Raw genomic sequence first — 24,511 nt, 5'->3', positions numbered from 1 at the left:
AAAGTCAATCCGATTTCAGAATGCGTTCGCCCTCGGCTTCGATCGAGTCGAATTGACCACGCCACACCGCCCAGCCCAATGCGCCGAGGATGACGAGGCCGAGTGCGACGGAAAGCGGAATAAGAAGGAAAAGGATGTCCATCAGGAAGCCTCCGGAAGATGCGGGAGGCGCGCGAGCCGCGCCGAGTTGAGCACCACCAGCAGTGAACTGGCCGCCATGCCGAGGCCGGCGAGCCAAGGCGGCATCCAGCCGGCCACCGCCATCGGAACGCTGGCGAGGTTGTAGGCGGCCGCCCATGCGAGGTTCTCCCGCACGATGCGGCGGGTGCGCCGCGCCTGCGCCAGCAGCATGGGAATGGCTGACAGCTGCGCGCCCGAAACCACGAAGTCGGAGCGCGCCTGCGCCAGGGGCACCCCCTGCCCCATCGCGATCGAGACGTTGGCGCGCGCCAGCACCGGCGCGTCGTTCATCCCATCGCCAACCATGGCGACCACATGGCCCGACCCCTGCAGGCTGCAGACGTGCGCGAGCTTGTCTTCGGGCGTCTGCTCGGCACGGCTGGTGGCGATGCCGGTGCGCGACGCCAGCCGCACCACGGAGGCGGTGCGGTCGCCGGACAGCAACTGGACCTGCAGCTGGAGCCGCTGCAGGGCGCCGACCGCCAGGGGCGCATCGGAGCGCAGCGCCTCGTCGAACTCGAAGGTGGCGAGCCAGCCCTGCGCGTCGGCGAGGTGCGCCCGTCCGCCCTCGCCTTCCGGTTCGGCGGCCTGGCAAAAAGACGCCGAGCCCAGGCGCATGCGGCGCGCCGGCCCGTTTGCTTCAGCAAGGACCTCGCCTTCGACACCGCGGCCCGCGACTTCCACCACGCTCCCGGCCTGCCACGGCGTCTCGCCGGCCGCGCCCAGCACCGCGCGGGACACCGGGTGCAGCGAGTGGCTGGCCAGCGCGGCGGCCAGCGCGAGCGCCTCCCCGGCATCCAGGCCTGGCCGCGTGCGCACCGCCACCAGGGCGAGCCGCGGCTCGGTGAGCGTTCCGGTCTTGTCGAACACCACGGTGTCGACGGCGGCGCAGGTTTCCATGGCCTGCAGGCTACGCGGCAGGATGCCGCGGCGCGCCAGCGCGCCGGCAGCGGCGAGCGTGGCGGCCGGCGTGGCCAGCGACAGCGCGCAAGGACAAGTCACGATCAGCACCGCGATCGCCACGCCCAGCGCGTGGGCCGGACCTGCGGACCACCACCACGTGGCGGCAGCGGCGGCGGCCGCCAGCACCGCCAACAGGAACGGGGTGGCAATGCGATCGGCCAGTTGCGCCGACGCCGGCTTCTCCATCGACGCACGCTCCATCAGCGAGACGATTTCCGCAAAGCGCGTGTCGGCGCCGCAGCGGGTCACCTGCACCAGCAGCGGGCTGGTGAGGTTGTGGCTGCCGGCCACCACCTTGTCGCCCTGCCGGCGGGCCAGCGCGCGCGACTCGCCGGTGAGCAGCGCTTCGTCGACGCGGCTGTCACCCGCGAGCACGACACCGTCGGCCGGAAAGGCCTCGCCCGGCAAGACGCGGATGCAATCGCCCGGCGCGAGCTTGCGCACCGACACGCGCTCGAAGCCGCCCTGTGCGTCCTGCCGCTCCACCGACTCCGGCAGCCGCCGCGCCAGCGCCTCCAGCGATCCGGCCGTGCGGTCGCGCAGCCGCTGCTCCAGCAGGCGACCGGACAGCAGGAAGAACACGAACATGGTGATCGAATCGAACCACACCTCGGCGGCGAAAACGCTGCTGCCGTCGAAGGTGGCGGCGGTGCTCGCGGCGAAGGCGATCGCCAGGCCGAGCGCCACGGGCACGTCCATGCCCACGCGCAGGCGCCGCAGGTCGTGCCATGCCGATTGGAAAAACGGGCCGCAGGAGAACAGCATCACCGGCAGCGTCATCAGCCATGAGGCCCATCGCAGCAGGGCCTGGATGTCCGGCGTGATCTCGCCGGGCTCGGCGACGTAGGCCGGGACGGCATACATCATCACCTGCATCATGCAAAAGCCCGCGACCAGCCAGCGCCACAGCATCATGCGCTGCGCGCGGCGCCGGGGCGCTGCGGTGAGCAGGTCGCCGGCCGGGGCGGCCCCGTAGCCGCTGCGGCGCAAGGCGTGCCACCAGTCCGAAGGCTTGCCGGTGCCGGGCGACCACACCAGGCGGGCCGTCGCTGTGGCGCCATTGACCTGCACCTCGCGCACGCCGGCGCATCCGGCCAGCGCGTCTTCCACGGTCAGCGAGCAGGCCGGGCAGTGCATGCCCTCGATAGCGATGTGCGACTCCCAGGTGCCGGCCGGGGCGGCCAGCTCACGGCTGAACTCCTGCCACTGGGCAGGCTCATCCAGCGCCAGCCACGGGTCGTGCGCGCGTCGGGCAGGCGCATCCAGCGCCGCGGTGGCCAATTGCATGCGTCAAGGCTAGCCGCGCACATCTGCGCTTCGCTTGACCTTCATCAAGCGCTCCCCATGCTCGCGCGCCTTAAGCTGGGCTTGAGTGTGTGAAAGGAGCCGCTCCATGTACCAGCGAATCCTCATTGCGACCGATGGGTCGGCGCTGTCGAAAAAGGCCATCCGCCATGGCATCGGCCTGGCCAAGGCCGCCGGCGCCGAACTGGTCGCGTTGACCGTTGTCCCGCGGTACCCGATCAGCTACTTCGAGGGCGCCATCACCATCTCGGCGGACCAGATCGCGAGAACCGAGGCGGGCTGGGCCGAAAAGGCGCAGGAAGTGGTGGATGGCGCCTGCGACGCAGCGAATGCGGAAGGGCTGAAATGCAAGGCCGTGGTCGCGCGCTCCGACCTGGTGGCCGAATCGATCCTGTCCGCGGCGAGAAAGAACAAGTGCGACCTCATCGTGATGGCCTCGCACGGCCGCAAGGGCCTCAAGCGCGTACTGCTCGGCAGCGAAACCCAGCAGGTGCTCACGCACAGCCAGATTCCCGTGCTCGTGCTACGCTGAAAACTCAACAGGCAAGTTCAACAACCCAGAAGAGAAGAAACGGAGAAGAAGCGATGAAGATCCTCCTGGCGGTCGATGGCAGCAAGACGACGAAGAAGGCGCTGGCATTCCTTGCCACCCATGAAACACTGTGCGGTCCGAAGGACCAGCTGGTGGTGCTGCATGTGCAAGGCCCCGTGCCGCCGCGGGTGAAAGCCACGCTCGGCGCCGCAGTGGTGCGCGACTACCACCAGGACGAGGCCAGCAAGGTGCTCTCGCCCGTCGAACGCTTCCTCGACCGGCACGACATCAGCTATCGCACGACCTGGTGCATCGGCTCGCCCGCCGATGAGATCCTGGCCGTGGCCAAGCGGGAGAAGGCGCAGATGATCGTCATGGGCACCCACGGCCACGGCCTGCTCGGCCGCGCGCTGATGGGCAGCGTGGCGCAGCGCGTGGTCACCGGCTGCGACGTGCCGGTGCTGCTGGTGAAGTAATTCCCTAGAAGTCGGCGCCGCCGCCGCCGGACGCCAGGCTCTCGAACTTGGTGAGCTGCTTGATAAAAGCCAGCTTCACCGTGCCCGTGGGCCCGTTCCGCTGCTTGCTGATGATCACTTCCGAGACGCCGGGCTCCTTGGAGTCCTTGTTGTAGTAGTCGTCGCGGTAGATGAACATGATCACGTCGGCGTCCTGCTCGATGGCGCCGGATTCGCGCAGGTCGCTCATCATCGGCCGCTTGTCGGTGCGCGACTCCACCCCGCGCGACAGCTGCGACAACGCGATCACCGGGCAGCCCAGCTCCTTGGCCAGCATCTTGAGGCCGCGCGAGATTTCGCCGACCGCGGTGGCGCGGTTCTCGTCGCTCATGCCGGTGGACACGCTCATCAGCTGCAGGTAGTCGACCACGATCAGGCCCAGCTTGCCGCCGCACTGGCGCGCCAGGCGCCTGGCATTGGCCCGCAGCTCGCTCGTGGTGAGGCCCGGGGTCTCGTCGATGTGCAGCGAGATGTTGCGCAGCTTCTCGATCGCCTCGGTCAGCCGCGGCCATTCCTCGTCGGTGAGGCGCCCGGTTCGCAGGTGGGTCTGGTCGATGCGGCCGATCGAGCCGACGATACGCACCGCCAGCTGGCTGGCGCCCATTTCCATCGAGAACACCGCCACCGGCAGTTGCTCGTGCAGGGCCACATGCTCGGCGATGTTGATGGCCAGCGAGGTCTTGCCCATCGACGGCCGTGCCGCCAGGATGATCAGGTCGCCCGCCTGCATGCCGGAGGTCATGCGATCGAGGTCGTGGAAGCCGGAGGGCACACCCGTGATGTCGTTCGGGTTGTCCGCCATCTCCTGCACGCGGTCGAGCAGCTGCACCACCAGGGAATCCATTCCCTGGAAGCCCTGCTTCATGCGCGAGCCTTCCTCGCCGATGTTGAAGATCTTCTGCTCGGCTTCGTCGAGGATCTTGTCGACCGCCTTGCCCTGCGTGTTGAAGGCGGCGGTGGCGATCTCGTCGCTGGCGCTCACCAGCTTGCGGAGGATGGAGCGCTCGCGGACGATCTCGGCGTAGCGGCGGATGTTGCTCGCGCTGGGCACGTACTGCGCCAGCGAGTTCAGGTAGGCCAGCCCGCCGATTTCGTCGGCCTTGCCCTGCGACTGCAGCTGCTCGAAGACCGTGATCACGTCCGCCGGCTTGGTGGCGTTGATCAGCCCGCCGATGCTCCCGTAGATCAGCCGGTGCTCGTAGCGGTAGAAGTCGTTGTCGGTGAGCAGGTCCCCGACCCGGTCCCAGGCGCCGTTGTCCAGCAGCAAGCCGCCCAGGACGCTGGACTCGGCCTCGATCGAATGCGGCGGGATGCGCAACTGGGCGACCTGGCGGTCACGCGGGAAGTCATCGAGGGCGTCGGTCAGAACTGCGGACATGCGGGGACTTTCTCGTTCCTGCTGAGAATAGCCGGGGGGCTGTGGAAATGTCCAGCAACAACGCTGGGGGAAAGATGTGGATATGCAGTGGCCAAGGCGGGATAACTGCGCGTCACAAAAGCAAAGAGCCGCCTCGCGGCGGCTCTTTGGGTGCGTGACCGAACCGGACCTGTCAGGCCGTTTCGCCGTACACGGTGACGTTGATTTCCACCACCACGTCCGTGTGCAGCGCCACGTTCACGGTGCTGTCGCCCACGGTCTTGATAGGGCCGTTGGGCATGCGCACCTGGGCCTTCGCGACCTTGTAGCCGATCTTGCCCAGCTCTTCGGCGACGTCGAAATTGGTGACCGAGCCGAACAGGCGGCCGTCCACGCCGGCCTTCTGGGTCAGCTTGACGGTCGAGCCGGCCAGCTTCTCGCCTTGGGCCTGCGCCTCGGCGAGCTTGGCCTGCGCAGCCTTCTCGAGCTCGGCGCGGCGGGCTTCGAATTCGGCCTTGTTGGCTTCGGTCGCACGGCGGGCACGACCCTGCGGGATCAGGAAGTTGCGGGCGTAGCCGTCCTTGACCTTGACGATCTCACCCAGGTTGCCCAGGTTGACGACCTTGTCGAGCAGAATGACTTGCATGTTCCTCGCCTCCTTCAGATGCGGTGCTGGTCCGTGTACGGGACCAGGGCCAGGAAGCGCGCGCGCTTGATGGCGGTGTTGAGCTGACGCTGGTAGATCGCGCGGGTGCCGGTCAGGCGCGCCGGGATGATCTTGCCGTTCTCGGCGATGAAATCACGCAGCGTGTCGATGTCCTTGTAGTCGATTTCTTCGACGCCGGCGACCGTGAAGCGGCAGAAGCGCTTGCGCTTGAACAGCAGCGACTGCGTGTTGCGCTTCGGACGCTTGTCCTTGTTGAATTTCTTGAACGTGGCCATGAGGGACCTCTCAGGAAGTTGTGTCTTGAACGAATGACTGGATGTGAAGTACCGGGTACTTGCCGTTGCGAGGTGTCGCCAGGAAGCCGTTGAACCGCCACTGGGTGCCCAGTGCCTGGGCTGCCAGGGCCTCGGCCATCGTGCCGAAGGCCACCGCCTTGATCGCCAGATTCACCTGCCTGCTCTGCCCTGCTTCGCTGGCCTGTGACTCGTGTTCGAGCTTCAGGTCAACGGCGGGAAGGCCGGCGGGCGTGTATCGCAGGGCCGAGGTTTCGGCGATGCGGGCGCTCAATGCGAGCTGGTTCAACTGCCGGGCGGCGCCGTGCCGCTTACGACTGCTGGTACTCCGCCTGCTGGGCCTTGCGGGCCTCTTCGCGTTCGACGGTCTTCATCATCGACGACGGGCCGGTGTCGGCCTTCTTGCGCTGCACGGTGAGGTGGCGCAGCACGGCGTCATTGAAACGGAACGCATGCTCGAGTTCGCCCATCACGTTCTGGTCGGCCTCGATGTTCACGCACAGGTAGTGGGCCTTGGCGAGCTTGTTGATCTGGTAGGCCAGCTGGCGGCGGCCCCAGTCTTCCACGCGGTGCACCTTGCCGCCGCCGGCAGCAATCATGCCCTTGTAGCGCTCCAGCATGGCCGGAACCTGTTCGCTCTGGTCCGGATGGATCAGAAGAATGATTTCATAGTGACGCATGGACTCTCCTTGAGGATGGACCGCAGGACGAACCTGCGGCAAAAACAGCCACCCGCCGCGTCAGCTCAAGCGGTGTGGCAAGGCAAAGCCGGAGATTATAGCGTGCCCGGGCGGCCGGGCCAGCGCTCAGCCCTTCAGCGCCTTTTCCAGCGGCCGGAAGTCCTGGGGGCCGACTGCGTCGCGGATCTTGGGCGCGACCTGCAGCAATTCTTCGTAGTTGGTCGCTGCTTCCACCGCCAGGTTCAGGCGGAAGCCCCGCAGACCGAGGCTGGCGGTGAGCTTCGTTGCGATGGGATAGGCGTCAGCGTAGCGCTCCTGGGGCGTGCGGCCGCTGGGTTCTTCGGCCGGCGGCGCTGCGGCTGGCGTGTGCTCGGCGAGCGCTGGGGGCGCCCCATCGGCGATCAGGCCCAGCTCGAACATCTTGTCGACTTCCTCGCGCGTCACGCCCATGGGCGCCGTCGCCTTCAGGACTTCGTTCAGCGTCCGCTTTCCGTCGAACAAGATGAATGCAGACCGCTGCTTGGGCGTCAGCGCAACCGAGCGGTCCTTCATGACCTGGTGTCCCAGGTCAGTCTTGACTATGACCATGGTGTCCTCGCTTTCAGCTGCCCCTCCTACTGCTATTGGTACTGCTACTACTGCAGAGCCACTCTAACTGAACCGATCGGAAATGGAAGCACGTGAGCGTTGGGGTTTTATCCCTTCCCAAAAATGAAAAAGGCCCGCAAAAGCGGGCCTTTCTGGATGAGCTGGACCTGGTCCGTCAGTCGCGGGCGTAGATATCCACGTCCTTGGTTTCGCGGACGAACAGCATGCCGATGACGAATGTCATCGCCGCAACCGCGACCGGATACCACAGGCCGAAGTAGATGTCGCCGGTGGCCGCGACCATGGCGAAGGCCGTGGTCGGCAGCAGGCCGCCGAACCAGCCGTTGCCGATGTGGTACGGCAGGCTCATGGAGGTGTAGCGGATGCGCGTCGGGAAGAGCTCGACCAGCATGGCGGCGATCGGGCCATACACCATGGTCACCAGGATCACCAGGAACACCAGGATGAGCAGGACCATGCCCTTGTTCATCTTGTCCTTGTCGGCCGCCTGGGTCAGTCCTGCGGCCTTGGCGGCGTCGCCCATCTGCTTCTTGAAGTCGGCGATGCCCTTGGCGGAGTCGGCGGAGAAGCCGTGACGCTCGGCGTTCAGCGTGGCGGTCGGTGCGGTGAACACCTTGTCGCCGATGCTGACCGTGGCGGGCGAACCGGCCGGGCCGGCCTTGTTCTCGTACGGGATGTAGGTCTGGGTCAGCGCGCGCTTGGCGATGTCGCAGGACGAGGTGAAGTCGATATCACGCGCGATCGGGCTGCCCTGGAAGGAGCAGGTCTTCGGGTCGGCCGTCACAGTGACCTTGGTCGCCTGTTGGGCGGCCACGATCCCGGGGTTCGCCGCCTTGAGCAGCATCGGGAACACCGTGAAGTAGGTGACTGCGGCGATCAGGCAGCCCGCCATGATGATGGGCTTGCGGCCGATCTTGTCCGACAGCGCGCCGAACACGATGAAGAACGGCGTGCCGATCAGCAGCGAGGCGGCGATCAGCAGGTTGGCCGTGGTGACGTCCACCTTGGCGATCGTGGTCAGGAAGAACAGCGCGTAGAACTGGCCCGTGTACCACACCACCGCCTGGCCGGCCGTCAGGCCGAGCAGCGCCAGGATCACGATCTTCAGGTTCTTCCACTCGCCGAAGGACTCGGACAGCGGCGCCTTGGAGGTCTTGCCTTCGGCCTTCATCTTCTGGAACGCCGGCGACTCATTCAGGCTCAAGCGGATCCAGACCGAGATGCCCAGCAGGATGATGGAAAGCAGGAACGGGATGCGCCAGCCCCAATCGGTGAACTCCTTGACGCCCATGCTCTCGCGCACGCCCAGAATCACCAGCAGCGACAGGAACAGGCCCAGCGTCGCCGTGGTCTGGATCCAGGAGGTGTACGAACCGCGCTTGCCGTGCGGCGCGTGCTCCGCCACGTAGGTGGCGGCGCCGCCGTACTCACCGCCGAGCGCCAGCCCTTGCAGCATGCGCAGCGCGATCAGGATGACCGGCGCGGCGATGCCGATGGACTTGTAGCTGGGCAGCAGGCCGACGATGAAGGTCGATGCACCCATGATCAGGATGGTGACCAGGAAGGTGTACTTGCGGCCGATCATGTCGCCCAGGCGGCCGAACACGATCGCGCCGAAAGGCCGCACCAGGAAGCCGGCGGCGAAGGCCAGCAGCGCGAAGATGTAGGCCGACGTGGGATCCAGGCCCGAGAAGAACTGCGACGCGATGACCGCGGCCAGCGAGCCGTATAGATAGAAGTCGTACCACTCGAACACTGTGCCCAGCGAGGAGGCAAAGATCACCTTCTTCTCTTCGCGGGTCATCGGTGCCGCGGAGGCATTCGCCCGTGCCGCGGCGCTCGTCGATGCTGTCGCCATGAGGTCTCCTTGGTTGTAATCGGTAGAACCAGTGTTCGCAGCCCATCTGACGCGAAGCTGACTCGGCGAGGGCGCGCTCCCCCCACTGGCGGCTGCCTGCGGGCAAGCCCTGATAGGGGTATCCCTAGCTCAGCTCATCAAGGCAGCGAGGCGCGGGACCGTTCGACCGCGACCGCCGGTGTCTGGATGATCGGCTTGGTGACCAGGCTCACGACCACCGCGACCACCAGGCCCACCGGCACGCCGAACGCGCCAGCGGCGACCGGCTGGATGCCGAACCAGAGCTCGTAGCCGGGCGCCATGCCGAAGAACGCGCGGAACGGCGGCGCGTTGATCGTCAGGTAGTACAGCGTGACGCCCAGGCCCGCCAGCATGCCGGACACCGCGCCGCGGCGGTTCGCGCGGGGCCAGAAGATGCCCAGCACCATCGCCGGCACGAAAGCCGAGGCCGCAAGCGAGAAGGAGGCCGAGACCAGCGGCAGGATCTCGGCCGGCTTGAACGTGGCCACCACCGCGGCGATCAGGGCGACCGAGAGCAAGGCGAACTTGGACAGGATCACGCGCTGCTCGGGCGCGACATGGCGGTTGATCTCGTGGCAATAGATGTCCCGCACCATGGCATTGCTGATCGTCAGCAACAGCCCGTCGGCGGTGGAAAGCGCCGCCGCCAGCCCGCCGGCTGCCACCAGGCCGGAGATGACATAGGGCAATCCGCCCAGTTCGGGCGTCGCCAGCATGATCATGTCCGCCCCCAGCCGGATCTCGCCCCACTGCAGCGTGCGGTCGCCGTTGACGTCCGCCACCGAGATCAGTGAGCCGTCCACCTTGGCCCATTGGGCGATCCAGGGCGGCAGCGAATCGAAGCTGCTTCCCACCAGGTTGCTCATCACCTCGAACTTCACCAGAACGGCCAGCGCCGGAGCGGCCAGGTAAACCAGCGCGATGAAGAACAGCGACCAGGCGACCGACGAGCGGGCCTCGGCGACGGTGGGTGTCGTGTAGTAGCGCGTGAGCAGGTGCGGCAGGCCCGCGGTCCCGACCATGAGGACGAACATCAGCGCCAGGAAATTGCGCCGGGACAGCTCGAAGGCCTCCTGTTCCTGCGCCGAGCCGTTGGGGTCGCCCGCGAACGGTCGGCTGTGCTGCGGGAGCCCGCCCAGCGGCTTGGCGCGCTCGTAGCTTTCCTGCATGGCGCGGGTCCAGCGCTCCCGCGCCGTCGCAACATCCTTAGGCAGCGCGGCCAGCTCGCGGTTGGCCTGCACGATCACGGCCGAATCGGCGCCCTGCGCCTTCAGCTTGCGCACCCGCTCCTGGGCCTGCGTCCGCTCGCGCCGCAAGGCCCCCTCGATGTCGGCCAGCCGCGCCTCGTACTCCTTGGCGCGCTTGAGGAAGATCGCGGCCACTTCGCGCTCCGCCGGATCGTTCGCCAGCTTGTCCTCCATCCCGGCGATCTTCTCGAGCTGCAAGCCGTAGACGATGGGCGCAGCCGGGTTGCCGAGCTGCTTGTAGGCCAGCCAGGACACCGGGATCAAAAAGGCCAGCAGCAGCACGATGTATTGCGCCACCTGGGTCCAGGTGATGGCGCGCATGCCGCCGAGGAAGGAGCAAAGCAGCACGCCGCCCAGCCCGAGCAGGATGCCGATCTCGAATTGCACGCCGGTGAGCCGGGAGGCGATCAGGCCGATGCCGTAGATCTGCGCGATCACGTAGATGAAGGAGCAGAGCATCGCCGCCAGCGCCGCGATCACGCGCGGCCAGCGGCCGCCGTAGCGCACGCTGAAATAGTCAGGCACGGTGTACAGGTTCAGGCGCCGCAGGTGCGGCGCGACCAGCAGGGCCACCAGGCAGAAGCCGCCGGTCCAGCCCATGACGTAGGCCAGGCCGCCCGCCTGCGCCTCGGTGCCGCCGAAGCCCTGGAGGTACAGGCCGCCGGCCATGCTGATGAAGGAGGCGGCGCTCATCCAGTCGGCGGCGGTGGCCATGCCGTTGTACATGGGCGGGATGCGCCGGCCGGCCACGTAGTACTCCTCCGGGTCTGAGGTGCGACCGTAGATGCCGATGGCCGCGTACATCATGACCGAGGAGAACATGAAGATCGGGCCGAGCCAGAAGCGCGACAGGCCGCTGCGCTCGGCCCAGGCCATGAGCAGCAGGAAGGCGAGCAGGCCGGCGATGTAGATGGCGAGGGTGCGGTGCAGCCGTCGCTTGTAGGCGGCGTAGGCTGCCGAGTCAGACATCGGTGCGCCCCGGTGGCGTGGGCAGCCCGTCGTCCGGCGCCAGCCGCTTCATGACCGCGGCATAGAAGGCAACGATCAGGATGAACAGCAGCACCGCACCTTGCGCCGCCATCCAGTAGCCGAACGGCCACGGGCCCATCATGAACTGCAGATCGCGGGCAAAAAAGCAGAACACGAAGGTGATCAGCGCCCAGACCGTGAGCAGCGCCGCCTTGAGCGCGAGCACCCGCGGGTCGTGTTTCTCCTGTGCCTCGGCGTCACCCATGGGCGCATCATCGCACCGCCCATAGGCGCAGGTCTACCGTGATTCCCCGCACCGGACGGGGCAGCCGGGGATCCTTAACGCTTGGCCAGCCGCTGCCAGGTGTCGATGACGCTGTCCGGGTTCAGCGAGATCGACTCGATGCCTTCCTGCACCAGCCACTCGGCGAAATCCGGGTGGTCGCTGGGCCCCTGGCCGCAGATGCCCACGTATTTGCCCTGCGCCCGGCAGGCCTTGATGGCTCGCGACAGCAAGGCCTTGACCGCCGGGTCGCGCTCGTCGAAGTCGGCGGCCAGCAGTTCCAGGCCGGAATCGCGGTCCAGGCCCAGCGTGAGCTGCGTGAGGTCGTTGGAGCCGATCGAGAAGCCGTCGAAGTAGTTCAGGAACTCCTCGGCCAGAACCGCGTTGCTCGGCACCTCGCACATCATGATGACCTTCAGGCCCTCTTCACCGCGGCGCAGGCCGTGCTGTGCCAGCAGCTGCGTGACGCGGTCGGCCTGCCCCAGCGTGCGCACGAACGGCACCATCACCTGCACGTTCACCAGGCCCATTTCCATGCGCACCCGCCGCAGGGCTTCGCATTCCATGGCAAAGGCCTCCTTGAAGTCGCCGCTGATGTAGCGGGCCGCCCCGCGGAAGCCGAGCATCGGGTTTTCTTCCTCGGGCTCGTAGCGCGAGCCGCCGATCAGCTTGCGGTACTCGTTGGACTTGAAGTCCGACAGGCGGACGATGACCGGCTTGGGCCAGAACGCGGCCGCGATCGTCGCCACCCCCTCGGCCACCTTGTCGACGTAGAACGCGCGCGGCGAGGCATGGCCGCGGGCCACCGATTCCACCGCCTTCTTCAGGTCGGCATCCACGCTGGGGTAGTCGAGGATCGCCTTCGGGTGGACGCCGATGTTGTTGTTGATGATGAATTCCAGCCGTGCCAGCCCGACGCCTTCGTTGGGCAGCTGCGCGAAGTCGAACGCGAGCTGGGGATTGCCCACGTTCATCGTGATCTTGGTCGAAATCGGCGGCATGGCACCGCGGCTGACCTCGGTGACCTCGGTTTCCAGCAGGCCGTCATAGATGAAGCCGGTGTCGCCTTCGGCGCAGCTCACGGTAACCAGCGTGCCGTCCTTCAGGTGTGCGGTCGCGTCGCCGCAACCCACCACGGCCGGGATGCCAAGCTCGCGCGCGATGATGGCGGCATGGCAGGTGCGCCCGCCACGGTTGGTCACGATGGCGCTGGCCCGTTTCATCACCGGCTCCCAGTTCGGGTCGGTCATGTCGGTCACGAGCACGTCGCCGGCCTGCACCCGGTCCATCTCGGAGATGTTGTGCACCAGGCGCACCGGCCCGGTTCCGATCTTCTGGCCGATCGCCCGGCCTTCCGCCAGCACGGCGCCCCTGCCCTTGAGCTTGTAGCGGGTCTCGGCCTTGCCGCGTTGCTGGCTCTTCACCGTCTCCGGCCGCGCCTGCAGGATGTAGATCTGCCCGTCGCGTCCGTCCTTGCCCCATTCGATGTCCATGGGACGGCCATAGTGCTGCTCAATCAGGATGGCGTAGCGCGCGAGTTGCTCGACCTCGGCATCGCTGAGCGAATAGCGGTTGCGCTGCTCGAGCGGCACTTCCGTGGTCTTCACCAGCTTGCCCGAAGCCGCGCGGACGGCCTCCGAGGCGAACACCATCTGGATCAGCTTGGAACCGAGGTTGCGGCGGATCACGGCCTTCTTGCCGGCGGCCAGCATCGGCTTGTGCACGTAGAACTCGTCCGGGTTGACGGCGCCCTGCACCACCGTTTCGCCCAGGCCGTAGCTGGAGGTGATGAAGACCACGTCCTCGAAGCCCGACTCGGTATCGATGGTGAACATCACGCCAGCGGCGCCAAGGTCGCTGCGCACCATGCGCTGGATGCCGGCCGACAGCGCCACGTCGGCATGCGCGAAGCCCTTGTGCACGCGGTAGCTGATGGCGCGGTCGTTGTAGAGGGAGGCGAACACCTCCTTGATCTTGTGCAGCACCGGCTCGATGCCCACCACGTTCAGGAAAGTTTCCTGCTGGCCGGCGAAGGAGGCATCCGGCAGGTCCTCGGCCGTGGCCGAGGAACGGACGGCAAAGCTCGCCTGCGGGCTGGTTGCGGACAGTTTGGCGAAGGCGTCACGGATCCCACGCTCCAGGTCGGCCGGGAATGGCTGGGCCTCGACCCAGCCCCGGATCTCGGCGCCGGCCGCCGTCAGCGCGCGCACATCGTCGACATCGAGCGCGGCCAGCCGGGCATTGATGCGCTGCGCGAGGTTGCCGTGCGCCAGGAACTGGCGGAACGCATGCGCGGTGGTGGCGAAGCCCGTCGGCACGCGCACGCCCTGCGGCAGTTGGGAGATCATTTCGCCGAGGCTGGCGTTCTTGCCGCCGACCGCCTCGACATCGGTCATTCTCAGGTTCTCGAACGGCACAACCAACAGGTTGGCCAGGTCGTGCGCCAAGGCGGTCTCTTGCGAGAGGGATGACATGGGAAAGCTCCGGAAGTTGAAATCGGTCGTGCGCGCGGACGGCGCAGCGGGACGGCGGCATGACGGCTGGCGCGGCTTTGTATTTGTTCGAATCGGCCGGAAGCGGTCATGCGCGTGGGGGATCGGATAATCCCTGCCATTGTAGGCGGCAGCCCGCTTTTCACGGCGCCGCCCGCTCCTCACGAAAAACGCTATGCATACGCGCACGGTCTTCTTCATCTCCGACGGCACTGGCATCACCGCGGAGACCTTCGGCAACGCCATCCTGGCGCAGTTCGAGTTCAAGCCCCGCCACGTGCGGCTGCCCTTCGTGGACACCGTCGACAAGGCCCACCAAGTGGTGCGGCAGGTCAACCATACGGCCGAGCTCGAGGGCATCAAGCCGCTGGTCTTCACGACCCTGGTCAATACCGAGATCCTGGGCGTCATCGAAGGCGGCTGCCGGGGGATGCTGCTGGACATGTTCGGCACCTTCGTACGTCCGCTGGAGATCGAGCTGGGACTCAAGTCGAACCACCGCATCGGGCGCTTCTCGGACGTGAGCAAGAGCAAGGCCTATCACGACCGGATCGAAGCCATCAATTTCAGCTTGGCGCATGACGACGGCCAGTCCAACACCGACCTGGCGCAGGCCGACGTGATCCTGGTGGGCGTCAGCCGCAGCGGCAAGACCCCGACTTCGCTCTACCTGGCCATGCAATACGGCCTGAAGGCAGCGAACTACCCGCTGATCCCGGACGACTTCGAGCGCCAGCAGTTGCCCGGCGCGCTCGTGCCGCACCGCAAGAAGATCTTCGGCCTGACCATCCAGCCGGACCGCCTGTCCGAGATCCGCAACGAGCGCCGCCCCAATTCGCGCTATGCCTCGATCCAGAACTGCCGCATGGAGGTGGCCGAGGCCGAGGCCATGATGCGGCGCGCCGGCATCCGGTGGCTCAGCACCACCACCAAGTCGATCGAAGAGATCGCCACCACCATCCTTCAGGAAATCCGGCCGGAGCGGCTGGAGTACTGATCACCCCACCCTGCCGGGCACCACCGGCGCCGATAGGCAGACCCTAAGTCAGCCATTGGCTCAATGAATTGGAGCGATGGTGGGGGAGTCGTCACAATTCATAGCCATAGGCAATCAATCAACCACACTCAAGAGAGGAAACCAATGTCTTTGATCAACACCCAAGTCCCGGCCTTCCAGGCCACCGCGTACCACAACGGCAAGTTCGTGCCGGTCACGGAAGAGAACTTCCGCGGCAAGTGGTCCGTCGTGGTGTTCTACCCGGCAGACTTCACCTTCGTCTGCCCGACCGAGCTGGGCGACCTCGCCGACAACTACGATGAGTTCAGGCGCCTGGGCGTGGAAATCTACGGCGTTTCCACCGACACGCACTTCACGCACAAGGCCTGGCACGACACGTCCGACACCATCAAGAAGGTCCAGTACCCGCTGGTGGGCGATCCGAGCCAGCAGCTGGCCCGTTTCTTCCAGGTGCTGATCACCGAGGGTGAGGATGCCGGCCTGGCGCTGCGCGGCACTTTCGTGATCGATCCGCAGGGCCGCATCAAGACCATCGAAGTGCACGACAACGGCATCGGCCGCGACGCCAAGGAAACCCTGCGCCGCGTGAAGGCCGCGCAGTACGTCGCCGCCCACCCGGGCGAGGTGTGCCCCGCCAAGTGGAGCGAAGGCGAGAAGACGCTCAAGCCCTCGCTGGACCTGGTCGGCAAGATCTAAGTCCTGACCCACGGCCTCGCGCCGACAAGGCCCGGCGCTGTTGCCGAGCCTTTGTTGGCCGACGCCACAAAGGCCTGGCGCTGTTGCTGAGCCCTTTTTGGCTGACGCCACAAAGGCCCGGCGCGCACGCACCGGGCCTTTTTTTCCCCTCCACCACAGCTAATCCGATCGACATCGGGAGGAGTTCGCATGCTCGATACCAACACCCAAGCCCAGCTCAGCGCTTATCTGCAGCGCATTTCGCAGCCGGTGGAACTGGTTGCGTCGCTGGATGACACGCCGGCTTCGGCAGAGATGCGGGCGCTGCTGCAAGACATCGCCGCCGCCTCACCGCTGATGAAGATCAGCGAGACCCAGGGCGTCGCGCACCGCACGCCCTCGTTCTCGGTCGGCGCAGCCGGCGAGACGCCGCGCGTGCGCTTCGCCGGGCTGCCCATGGGCCATGAATTCACCTCGCTGGTGCTCGCGCTGCTGCAAGCGGGCGGCTACCCGCCCAAGGTGGACGCGGCCGTGCTGGAGCAGATCCGGGCGCTCGAGGGCGACTTCGAGTTCGAGGTCTACGTTTCTCTCACCTGCCACAACTGCCCGGACGTGGTGCAGGCACTCAACCTGATGGCGATCCAGAACTCGCGCATCAAGGCGACCATGATCGAGGGCGGCACCTTCCAGGACGAGATCAAGGCGCGCGAGATCATGGGCGTGCCCACGGTGTTCCTGAACGGCACCATGTTCGGCAACGGCCGCATGACGCTGGAGGAAATTCTCGCCCGCATCGACACCTCGGGCGCCGAGCGCGAGGCGAAGAAGATCGCCGAAAAGGACCCGTTCGACGTGCTGATCGTCGGCGGCGGCCCGGCCGGCGCAGCGGCCGCGGTGTACGCGGCGCGCAAGGGCATCCGCACAGGCGTGGCCTCCGAGCGCTTCGGCGGCCAGGTGCTCGACACCCTGGGCATCGAGAACTTCATCTCGGTGAAGGAAACCGAAGGCCCGAAGTTCGCGCTGGCGCTCGAGGAGCACGTGCGCAACTACGACGTGGACATCATGAACCTGCAGCGCGCCAAGGCACTCAAGCCGGTCGCGGGCCTGTTCGAGGTGGAGCTGGCAAGCGGCGCCATCGTGAAGTCGAAGTCGGTCGTGATCTCCACCGGCGCGCGCTGGCGCAACATCAACGTGCCCGGCGAGAAAGAATTCAAGAACAAGGGCGTGGCCTATTGCCCGCACTGCGACGGTCCGCTGTTCAAGGGCAAGCGCGTCGCCGTGATCGGCGGCGGCAACTCCGGCGTCGAGGCGGCGATCGACCTGGCGGGCATCGTGGCCCATGTCACGCTGATCGAGTTCGACACCCGGCTGCGCGCCGACGAAGTGCTGCAGCGCAAGCTGCGCAGCCTGCCCAATGTCACGGTGCTCGTGAACGCCCAGACCACCGCCATCACCGGCGACCAGAAGGTCTCCGCCCTGACCTACAGCGACCGCGCGAGCGGCGAGGAGAAGCGAGTCGAGCTGGAAGGCGTGTTCGTCCAGATCGGCCTGGTACCCAACACCGAATGGTTGAAGGGTACGTTGGAGCTGTCACGGCACGGCGAGATCATCGTGGATGCCAAGGGACAGACTTCGGTGCCGGGCGTGTTTGCGGCGGGGGATGCGACGACGGTCCCCTTCAAGCAGATCATCATCGCCGCCGGCGACGGCGCCAAGGCCGCACTCGGGGCCTTCGAGCACCTGATGCGAAGCTGAGCCGAAACTTGATCTCCCGCGGACGGGCGGCTTGCGTCAAAATGCGAGCCACCTTCCCGGGAGCCAAAATGCAAGGCGATCCGATCGTCATCAAGCACCTGCAGGCGCAGCTCAAGAACGAGCTCACGGCCACCAGCCAGTACTTCCTGCACTACCGCATCCTCAAGCACTGGGGCCTGGACAAGCTGGCCAAGCGCGAATACGAGGAATCGATCGGCGAGATGAAGCACGCCGATCGCCTGATGGAGCGCATCCTGGTGCTCGAGGGCCTGCCCAACCTGCAGGACCTGGGCAAGCTCCTGATCGGCGAGAACGTCCCCGAGGTGCTCGAATGCGACCTGCGCAGCGAGCGCGGCGCGCAGGCCACCCTCAAGGACGGCGTCGCGCATTGCGAGACGGTGCGCGACTATGTGTCGCGCGAGATCCTGCAGCACATCCTCGAGGACACCGAGGAGCACATCGACTACCTCGAGACGCAGCTGGATCTGTTGGGCAAGGTGGGCTTGCAGAACTACCTGCAGTCCCAGATGGGCGAAGGCGGCGAAGACTAGCGTCCGCGGTCCTTCGGGCTCCTTCGCCGCTTCCTGGAACGCGCAGCCCGTGGCTCGAATGCCACGTCGCGTTCAATTCTTGATGCAAATCATTCTCATTTGACATAGACTCGCTGGCTAACCGGCCAGCCATCATTCGCACGACGTCACGTGCGCCCAGCCAGCCTCATACGAAGAACCGCCCGCTACGGCGGGCCCGCTTGGAGGCCACACTGGTGCACGATCGCACATCACCCGAACTCGCCCTGCTCCCGCTCGGCGCACTCATGCTGGCCGCGTCGGCCAGCGCCTGGTCACAGACCACTCCCGAAGCCGGCCGCGCCCTGCCGGTCGTCACCGTGCGCGATAACGCCGAACCCCAGGGCAAGGATTCCCTCCGCACCACCACCACCAACATCGGCAAGGGCACGCACGAACTGCGCGACATCCCCCAGTCCATCACCGTGATCACGGAAAAGCTGATGGACGACCGCAACATCGACACGCTGAAGGAGGCCCTGCGCAACACCGCCGGCATCTCCTTCCAGGCGGCCGAGGGCGGCGAGGAAGACATCCGCCTGCGCGGCTTCTCGCTCGCCACCACCGGTGACATCTTCCTGGACGGCATGCGCGATCCGGCCTTCTATGACCGCGACACCTTCAACATGGATCGCATCGAGGTGCTGCGCGGTTCAGCCTCCATGCTGTTCGGCCGCGGCTCCACCGGCGGCGCCGTCAACCAGGTGAGCAAGCTGCCCTTCCTGATGACGCAGCACGAGGTGAGCGCCACGGTGGGAAGCCACGCCTACGGCCGCCTCACCGGCGACTTCAACATCGTGACCGGCCAGGATGCGGCGCTGCGCATCAATGCCATGGCCACCACGGCCGACAACAACGGCGCCGGCAGCAGTATCGAGAAGAACGGCATTGCTGGCGCGTACCGCTGGGGGACCGGCACGCGGGACGAATTCATCGCCAGCGGCTTCTATTTGAACAACGACAACGGGATCAACTACGGCTTGCCGTGGATCAAGCCCCTGGCCAGCCAGGACAACAGCACCCAGACCCTGATTCCGGGCCAGAAGCCGACCAACTACTACGGCCTGGACTCTGACTACAACAAGGGCGAGGCCAGGATTGGCAGCCTGCGCCACGTGCACCGGTTCACAGGCGGTGCAGAGCTGCGCACCCAGTTGCGCGCGGGATCGTTCGAACGCGACCAGCGTGCCAGCGTGATCCGCTTCGCCCCCGCTGCCCAGCAGCCGAACGGGCGTCCCGTGGACATGACGACGCTCAGCCCGGCCACCGTGCTCACGCGCAACCCGAACCAGAAGATCCAGAACCTGGACACCTTGCAACTGCAAAGCGACTACTCCACGAAGTTCGACGCGCTGGGGTACAGGCACGACGTGCAGGCCGGGGTCGACTTCTCGCGCGAGGAAAAGGCCGTGTTCGCGGCCCGCAACGCCGCCCAGGGCGGGATCACGCTGGCCGGGCCGCCCACCACCATCGGCAGGCCCGACGACGGCGCGGCGATCGACGAGAGCCTGCGGGTGCTGCGCGATAGCAACGACTTCGTCTCCAAGGCGGCCGGCGTCTACGTGCAAGACCTGATGCAAGTCACGAGCGCATGGAAGCTGCTTGGCGGCCTGCGCTACGACTACATGGACGGCCAGTACAACCAGTTCGGCCTTCCCGCCAACGCGCCGGCGCCCATCACGACGACGCACTACCGGCAGAAGATCGCCAACTGGAGCGGCCGCTTCGGCGTGCTGTACCAGCCCGACGCCTTCCGTTCCTACCACTTCTCCTGGGGGAACTCGTACAACACCTCGGGCGACACCTACTCGTACAACGCGCAAAGCGCCAACACGCCGCCGGAAGAGAGTCAGAACTTCGAACTGGGCGCCAAGCTGGACTCGGCCGACCGCCGCTACTCCACCCGGCTGGCCATCTTCTATTCGGAGAAGATGCACGAGCGCAACACCGACCCCGACTCGGCGGCCACACGGCTGCTCCTGACCGGCAAGCGCCACACCGCAGGCCTCGAGATCGACCTGGTCGGACGCCTGACGCCGCAATGGGAGGTGTACGGCTCCTACATGTGGATGCCCATCGCGAGGGTCGACGAGGCCGCTTCCACCGTCATTACCGGTGGCAACCGCGTCGGCGACCGCCCCGGACTGACGCCCAAGCACAGTGGCACTTTCTGGACGACCTACCAGTTCACGCCGAAGTGGCGCGCTGGTGCCGGCGTGAACTTCCGCAGCCCGCAGGCACCCGCCGACGTCACGGCACCGATCTGGGAGGCCCCCGGCTTCGCCACCGTCGACCTGATGGCCGAATACCTGATCAACGACCAGTTCAGCGTCAAGGCCAATCTGACCAACGTGGGCGACAAGTACTATGGCGAGTCGCTCTACCGCGGCCACTACGTTCCGGGCCTGGGCCGCCTGCTGCAGGTGACGGCGACCGCGCGCTTCTGAGACCCTGGGGACATCGACACATGCTGCTGACCTTTCAACTCCTGTCCGATGAGGAGCTGCGCGAAGCCCGCCGGCTCCTCGAGGGCGCGGAATGGGTGGACGGGCGGGCGACCGCCGGCACCCAGGCCGTGCAGGCGAAGAACAACCAGCAGCTGGCCAAGGGCAGCGAGGCGGCGCGCGCGCTGCAGGCCTTGCTGACGCGGGCGCTGGAGCGCTCGCCGCGCTTCCTGGCTGCGGCCCTGCCGCGCAAGGTGTTCCCGCCGCAGTTCAACCGCTACAGCGGCGGGACCAACTTCTACGGCAGCCATGTCGACAATGCCATCCGTTTCGCCGAGAACGGCGCACGGGTGCGCACCGACCTGTCCTGCACCGTGTTCTTCGCCGACCCGGACAGCTATGACGGCGGAGAACTGGTGATCCACGGCAGCGGCACCCCGCAGCGGGTCAAGCTGCCGGCCGGCCAGGCGGTGCTGTACCCCGGCACCAGCGTGCACGAGGTGACGCCGGTGACGCGCGGCGCCCGGGTGGCCTCGTTCTTCTGGATCGAAAGCATGGTGCGCGATCCGGAGCAGCGCCGCCTGCTGCTCGAATTGGACGATGCGCTGATCGCGCTGCGCACCGAGCACGGTGAAAGTCCGAGCACCATCGCGCTCACCGGCACTTATCACAACCTCTTGCGGATGTGGGCCGAGACTTGAGCACGCCGGCCCTGCAGCGCATCCCGGACGGGGTCGGTCTGGCGGACTACGAGGCCCTGGCCCGTGAGCGCATGGATCCGCAGGCCTGGGCCTACTTCTCGGCCTTCGCCGGCAAGGGCATCACGGCACGAGCCAACGTGGCAGCCTGGGACGCCATCGCGCTCTGGCCCCGGGTGCTGCGTCCCGTCGCCGACCTCGACCTGACAACCGTGCTGTTCGGACGCGCCTGGCCGTCGCCCCTGCTGGTCGCGCCGATGGCGCTGCAGCAGCTGGCCCATCCCGATGGCGAACTGGCGACCGCGCTGGCGGCCGCGGCGCAGGGCGTGGGACTGGTGCTCAGCGCGCAGTCCAGCGTGCCGATGGAGAAAGTGATCCAGGCCGTGCGCGGCGACGCCGGGCGCGGGCCCCTGTGGCACCAGCTCTACTTCCAGGAAGGCCGCGCCGCCACGCTGGAACAGGTGCGGCGCGTCGAGGCTGCCGGCTTCGAGGCGCTGGTGCTGACGGTGGATGCCAGCGTGCGCGCCTCGCGCGCCGGGGTCGTACCCGCAGGCACCGGCGCCGTCCCGTCGTCCGCGTCGCTGCGCGAGGTGCTGCAACAGGCGCCCACCTGGGACGACATCGCCTGGCTGCGGGCGCACACCCGCCTGCCGGTGCTGCTCAAAGGCATCCTGCATCCGCAGGATGCGCGCGAAGCGGCGCGGCTGCGGGTCGACGGGGTGATCGTCTCCAACCATGGCGGCCGCACCCTCGACTCCGCGCCCGCCACGGCATTGGCCTTGCCCCGCATCGCCGAGGCCGTGGGCGACGCCCTGCCCTTGCTGGTCGACGGCGGCATCGTCAGCGGCACGGACATCCTGAAGGCGCTGGCCCTGGGCGCGCGCGCCGTGCTCGTCGGCCGTCCGGTGATTCATGGGCTAGCGGTAGCCGGCGCCATGGGCGTGGCGCACGTGCTGCGCCTGCTCTCGGACGAACTGGAACTGAGCATGGCGCAGTGCGGGCTGCGCCGCCCCGCCGACGCGGACCTTGACCTACTGCAAGCTTCGTCACAGTAATGCGAATTATTCGCATCTGTCTGGTACAGTAGCGTACTGATAGCCAGCGCGCCCCATGGCGATGCCAGCCAGAAACTGAAGCATCGGCCATGCCGCGTCCCTTTCCCGCGCTGCACGGCTTGCGTCACCCCGCCGACAAGAAATGACCAAGCTCACTCCGGTTGCGTTCGCAGCCGCCCTGTCCCTGCACCTTCCCGCGGCCTGGGCTCAGGCCCAAGGCACCGTCACCCTGCCCACCGTCACGGTCAATGCGAGCGCCGACGCTTCGGCACAGGGCTTGTCCGCGCCCTACCCCGGCGGCCAGGTGGCACGCGGCGGCCGCGCCGGCATCCTGGGCACCAAGGACAACATGGAGACGCCGTTCTCCATCACCAGCTTCACCAACGAGCTGATCCAGGACCGGCAGGCGCGCAGCGTCGGCGAAGTGCTGCAGAACGACCCCTTCGTCAACGTGGCGCGCGGCTTCGGCAACTTCCAGGAGTCGTACTTCATCCGCGGCTTCATCCTGAACTCGGATGACGTGGCCTACAACGGCCTCTACAGCCTGCTGCCGCGCCAGTACATCGCGACCGAACTGTTCGAGCGCGTCGAGGTGCTCCACGGCGCCTCGGCCTTCCTGACCGGTGCGACGCCGGGCGGCGGCGGGCTGGGCGGCGGCATCAACCTGCTGCCCAAGCGCGCGCCGAACGAAGCGCTGAGCCGCGTCACGGTGGGCGCCGGCACCGGCGGCTGGGGCAGCGCGTCGGCCGACGTCGCCCGCCGCTTCGGGCCCGATGCGTCCACCGGCGTGCGGGTCAACGCCGGCTACCGCAACGGCGGCACCGGCGTCGACGACGAGAATGCCAGCACCAGCGTGGCCTCGGTGGGCCTGGACTGGCGCAGCCGGAACGTCCGACTGTCCGGCGACATCGGCTTCCAGGACAACCGCCTGAAGCGCACCCGTACCAACGTCACGCCGGTCGGCGTCGCCTTCATTCCCGAGGCGCCCGGCGCCCAAACGAACTTCGCCCAGCCCTGGACCTACTCCAACGAGAAGGACGTGTTCGGCACGCTGCGCGGCGAATGGGACATCACGCCAGACGTCACGGCTTGGGGCGCCTGGGGCATGCGCCGCAGCGAAGAAGCCAACTCGCTCGCCAACTTCGACCTGACCGACGCAGCCACCGGCGCCGGCCGCACCTCGCGCTTCGACAACACGCGCGAGGATGCCGTGGATACCGGCGAGATCGGCGTGCGCGGCAAGCTGCGCACCGGCTCGGTGGGCCATGAATGGGTGCTGGCGGCCGCCACCTTCGACCTGGAGAAGAAGGCGGCCTATGCCTGGGACTTCTTCAACACCCAGGCGACCAACCTCTACCACCCGGTGTTCTCGCCGCTGCCGGCCTTCACCAGTTCGGCCTTCACCGGTGGCGTGCTGGCCGCGCCCGGCGTGACGGGGCGCACCAAGCTCACCAGCTACGCCATCGGCGACACCCTGTCGCTGGCCGGCGACAGCGTGCTGCTGACGGTGGGCGCGCGCCACCAGAACCTGCACATCTCCAACTTCGACTACAACACCGGCGCACTGCTGCCCCCCGACTACGACCAGAGCCGCACCAGTCCCGTGGCCGGCGTGGTGTGGAAGGCCAGCAAGCAGCTGTCGGCCTATGCCAATTACATCGAGGGCCTGACCCAGGGCGACACCGCGCCGCTGCAGGCATCGAACCGCGGACAGAGCCTGGCGCCCTTCGTCTCCAAGCAGAAGGAGGTCGGACTGAAGTACGACGGCGGGCGCCTGGGCGGCGCGATCGCGCTCTTCTCCACCACCCGACCCCGTTCGCTGATCGACGCCGGCGGCGTGTTCACGGCCGGCGGCAAGGACCGCCACCAGGGCGTGGAACTGAGTGCCTTCGGCGAAGCCACCCGCGGCCTGCGCGTGCTGGGCGGCATCACCTGGCTGGACGCCGAGCAACTCGAGACCGGCGATCCCGCCACCAACGGCAAGCGCGTGATCGGCGTGCCGCAGGCGCAAGGCTCGCTCGGCGTCGAATGGGACGTCCCCGGCCTGAAGGGCCTGGCCCTGGACGCGCGCGTGGTCGGCGGCGGTTCGCGCTATGCCGATGCCGCCAACACGCTGAAGGTCGCCGGCTACAGCCGCCTGGACGCCGGCGTGCGCTACCTGACCGAGGTGCAGGGCAAGCTGCTCACGCTGCGGGCGCGCGTCGACAACGTCGCCGACCGCAACTACTGGACCTCCACCGGCGGCTTCCCCGGCGCCGGCTACCTGGTGGTGGGCGCGCCGCGTACCTTCAACCTGAGCGCCAGCGTCGACTTCTGAAGTGCGTTT

The 24,511-nt window shown here is 67.1% G+C and carries 22 protein-coding genes; 10 read left to right on the top strand and 12 right to left on the bottom strand.

What is annotated here, in order from left to right; genetic code table 11:
- Positions 1-4 precede the first annotated feature (4 nt).
- Positions 5-142, bottom strand: a complete 138-nt coding sequence (ccoS, locus tag UC35_RS20315) for a cbb3-type cytochrome oxidase assembly protein CcoS (protein WP_061502937.1) — start codon at positions 140-142, stop codon at positions 5-7.
- Entirely contained in the window at positions 142-2,430 is a 2,289-nt protein-coding gene (locus UC35_RS20310; RefSeq protein WP_061502935.1) for a heavy metal translocating P-type ATPase, read from the bottom strand. Before UC35_RS20310 ends, ccoS begins: the two co-directional genes overlap by 1 nt.
- A 106-nt stretch (positions 2,431-2,536) precedes the next feature.
- Between UC35_RS20310 and UC35_RS20305 the strand changes: the two genes are divergently transcribed.
- Together UC35_RS20305 and UC35_RS20300 are read left to right on the top strand one after the other, a co-directional pair.
- Complete coding sequence (locus UC35_RS20305) at positions 2,537-2,980, top strand: universal stress protein (RefSeq protein WP_061502933.1); 444 nt, start codon at positions 2,537-2,539, stop codon at positions 2,978-2,980.
- 53 nt (positions 2,981-3,033) lie between these two features.
- Positions 3,034-3,456 (top strand): universal stress protein, encoded by a 423-nt coding sequence (locus UC35_RS20300; protein WP_061502931.1) that lies wholly within the window; start codon positions 3,034-3,036, stop codon positions 3,454-3,456.
- 4 nt (positions 3,457-3,460) lie between these two features.
- On the opposite strand, the gene dnaB is transcribed toward UC35_RS20300, so the two are convergent.
- From dnaB to ppsA, 10 genes are all read right to left on the bottom strand, one after another.
- Positions 3,461-4,873, bottom strand: a complete 1,413-nt coding sequence (dnaB, locus tag UC35_RS20295; RefSeq protein ID WP_061502930.1) for a replicative DNA helicase — start codon at positions 4,871-4,873, stop codon at positions 3,461-3,463.
- A 172-nt stretch (positions 4,874-5,045) separates the two neighbouring features.
- A complete protein-coding gene (gene rplI / locus UC35_RS20290) occupies positions 5,046-5,498 on the bottom strand; it encodes a 50S ribosomal protein L9 (RefSeq protein ID WP_061502927.1) in 453 nt (150 codons plus the stop codon).
- 14 nt (positions 5,499-5,512) lie between these two features.
- On the bottom strand, positions 5,513-5,794 hold the full coding sequence (rpsR, locus tag UC35_RS20285; RefSeq protein ID WP_061502925.1) for a 30S ribosomal protein S18: 282 nt from the start codon (positions 5,792-5,794) through the stop codon (positions 5,513-5,515).
- A gap of 10 nt (positions 5,795-5,804) precedes the next feature.
- A complete protein-coding gene (gene priB / locus UC35_RS20280; RefSeq protein ID WP_061502923.1) occupies positions 5,805-6,101 on the bottom strand; it encodes a primosomal replication protein N in 297 nt (98 codons plus the stop codon).
- 22 nt (positions 6,102-6,123) lie between these two features.
- A complete protein-coding gene (gene rpsF, locus UC35_RS20275; RefSeq protein WP_061502921.1) occupies positions 6,124-6,492 on the bottom strand; it encodes a 30S ribosomal protein S6 in 369 nt (122 codons plus the stop codon).
- Positions 6,493-6,618: 126 nt separating this feature from the next.
- Positions 6,619-7,080, bottom strand: coding sequence for a hypothetical protein (locus tag UC35_RS20270; RefSeq protein WP_061502918.1), 462 nt, complete (start codon positions 7,078-7,080; stop codon positions 6,619-6,621).
- A gap of 175 nt (positions 7,081-7,255) precedes the next feature.
- A complete protein-coding gene (locus tag UC35_RS20265) occupies positions 7,256-8,959 on the bottom strand; it encodes an MFS transporter (protein ID WP_061502916.1) in 1,704 nt (567 codons plus the stop codon).
- A 137-nt stretch (positions 8,960-9,096) separates the two neighbouring features.
- On the bottom strand, positions 9,097-11,196 hold the full coding sequence (locus UC35_RS20260; RefSeq protein WP_061502914.1) for a VC_2705 family sodium/solute symporter: 2,100 nt from the start codon (positions 11,194-11,196) through the stop codon (positions 9,097-9,099).
- Positions 11,189-11,461: a DUF4212 domain-containing protein gene (locus tag UC35_RS20255; protein WP_061502912.1), complete on the bottom strand. Its 273-nt coding sequence runs from the start codon at positions 11,459-11,461 to the stop codon at positions 11,189-11,191. Before UC35_RS20255 ends, UC35_RS20260 begins: the two co-directional genes overlap by 8 nt.
- Positions 11,462-11,535: 74 nt before the next feature.
- Positions 11,536-13,953, bottom strand: a complete 2,418-nt coding sequence (gene ppsA, locus UC35_RS20250) for a phosphoenolpyruvate synthase (protein ID WP_061502910.1) — start codon at positions 13,951-13,953, stop codon at positions 11,536-11,538.
- 193 nt (positions 13,954-14,146) lie between these two features.
- Here ppsA and UC35_RS20245 point away from each other — a divergent pair, with 193 nt between their 5' ends.
- The 8 genes from UC35_RS20245 (at position 14,147) to UC35_RS20210 (ending at position 24,502) form a co-directional block, all read left to right on the top strand.
- Positions 14,147-14,968: a pyruvate, water dikinase regulatory protein gene (locus tag UC35_RS20245; RefSeq protein WP_061502909.1), complete on the top strand. Its 822-nt coding sequence runs from the start codon at positions 14,147-14,149 to the stop codon at positions 14,966-14,968.
- Between the two features lie 144 nt (positions 14,969-15,112).
- Positions 15,113-15,685 (top strand): alkyl hydroperoxide reductase subunit C, encoded by a 573-nt coding sequence (ahpC, locus tag UC35_RS20240; RefSeq protein WP_061502906.1) that lies wholly within the window; start codon positions 15,113-15,115, stop codon positions 15,683-15,685.
- Positions 15,686-15,874: 189 nt separating this feature from the next.
- The gene (ahpF, locus tag UC35_RS20235) at positions 15,875-17,419 is read left to right on the top strand and encodes an alkyl hydroperoxide reductase subunit F (RefSeq protein ID WP_061502904.1); all 1,545 of its coding nucleotides are present in this window, start codon (positions 15,875-15,877) and stop codon (positions 17,417-17,419) included.
- 68 nt (positions 17,420-17,487) lie between these two features.
- Positions 17,488-17,970 carry a bacterioferritin gene (gene bfr / locus UC35_RS20230; protein WP_061502902.1) on the top strand — a complete coding sequence of 161 codons (483 nt, stop codon included), beginning with the start codon at positions 17,488-17,490 and terminating at the stop codon, positions 17,968-17,970.
- A gap of 215 nt (positions 17,971-18,185) precedes the next feature.
- Positions 18,186-20,435: a TonB-dependent siderophore receptor gene (locus UC35_RS20225; protein WP_321572374.1), complete on the top strand. Its 2,250-nt coding sequence runs from the start codon at positions 18,186-18,188 to the stop codon at positions 20,433-20,435.
- Between the two features lie 20 nt (positions 20,436-20,455).
- On the top strand, positions 20,456-21,133 hold the full coding sequence (locus UC35_RS20220; RefSeq protein ID WP_061502898.1) for a Fe2+-dependent dioxygenase: 678 nt from the start codon (positions 20,456-20,458) through the stop codon (positions 21,131-21,133).
- Entirely contained in the window at positions 21,130-22,185 is a 1,056-nt protein-coding gene (locus UC35_RS20215; protein ID WP_227820391.1) for an alpha-hydroxy-acid oxidizing protein, read from the top strand. Before UC35_RS20220 ends, UC35_RS20215 begins: the two co-directional genes overlap by 4 nt.
- Before the next feature lie 142 nt (positions 22,186-22,327).
- Positions 22,328-24,502 carry a TonB-dependent receptor gene (locus UC35_RS20210; protein WP_061502894.1) on the top strand — a complete coding sequence of 725 codons (2,175 nt, stop codon included), beginning with the start codon at positions 22,328-22,330 and terminating at the stop codon, positions 24,500-24,502.
- The last annotated feature ends 9 nt before the right edge of the window (positions 24,503-24,511 follow it).

Source organism: Ramlibacter tataouinensis (assembly GCF_001580455.1).
Lineage (GTDB): Bacteria > Pseudomonadota > Gammaproteobacteria > Burkholderiales > Burkholderiaceae_C > Ramlibacter > Ramlibacter tataouinensis_B.
Note: the sequence above shows the minus strand (reverse complement) of the source record. Positions and strands in the feature narration are given on the sequence as shown.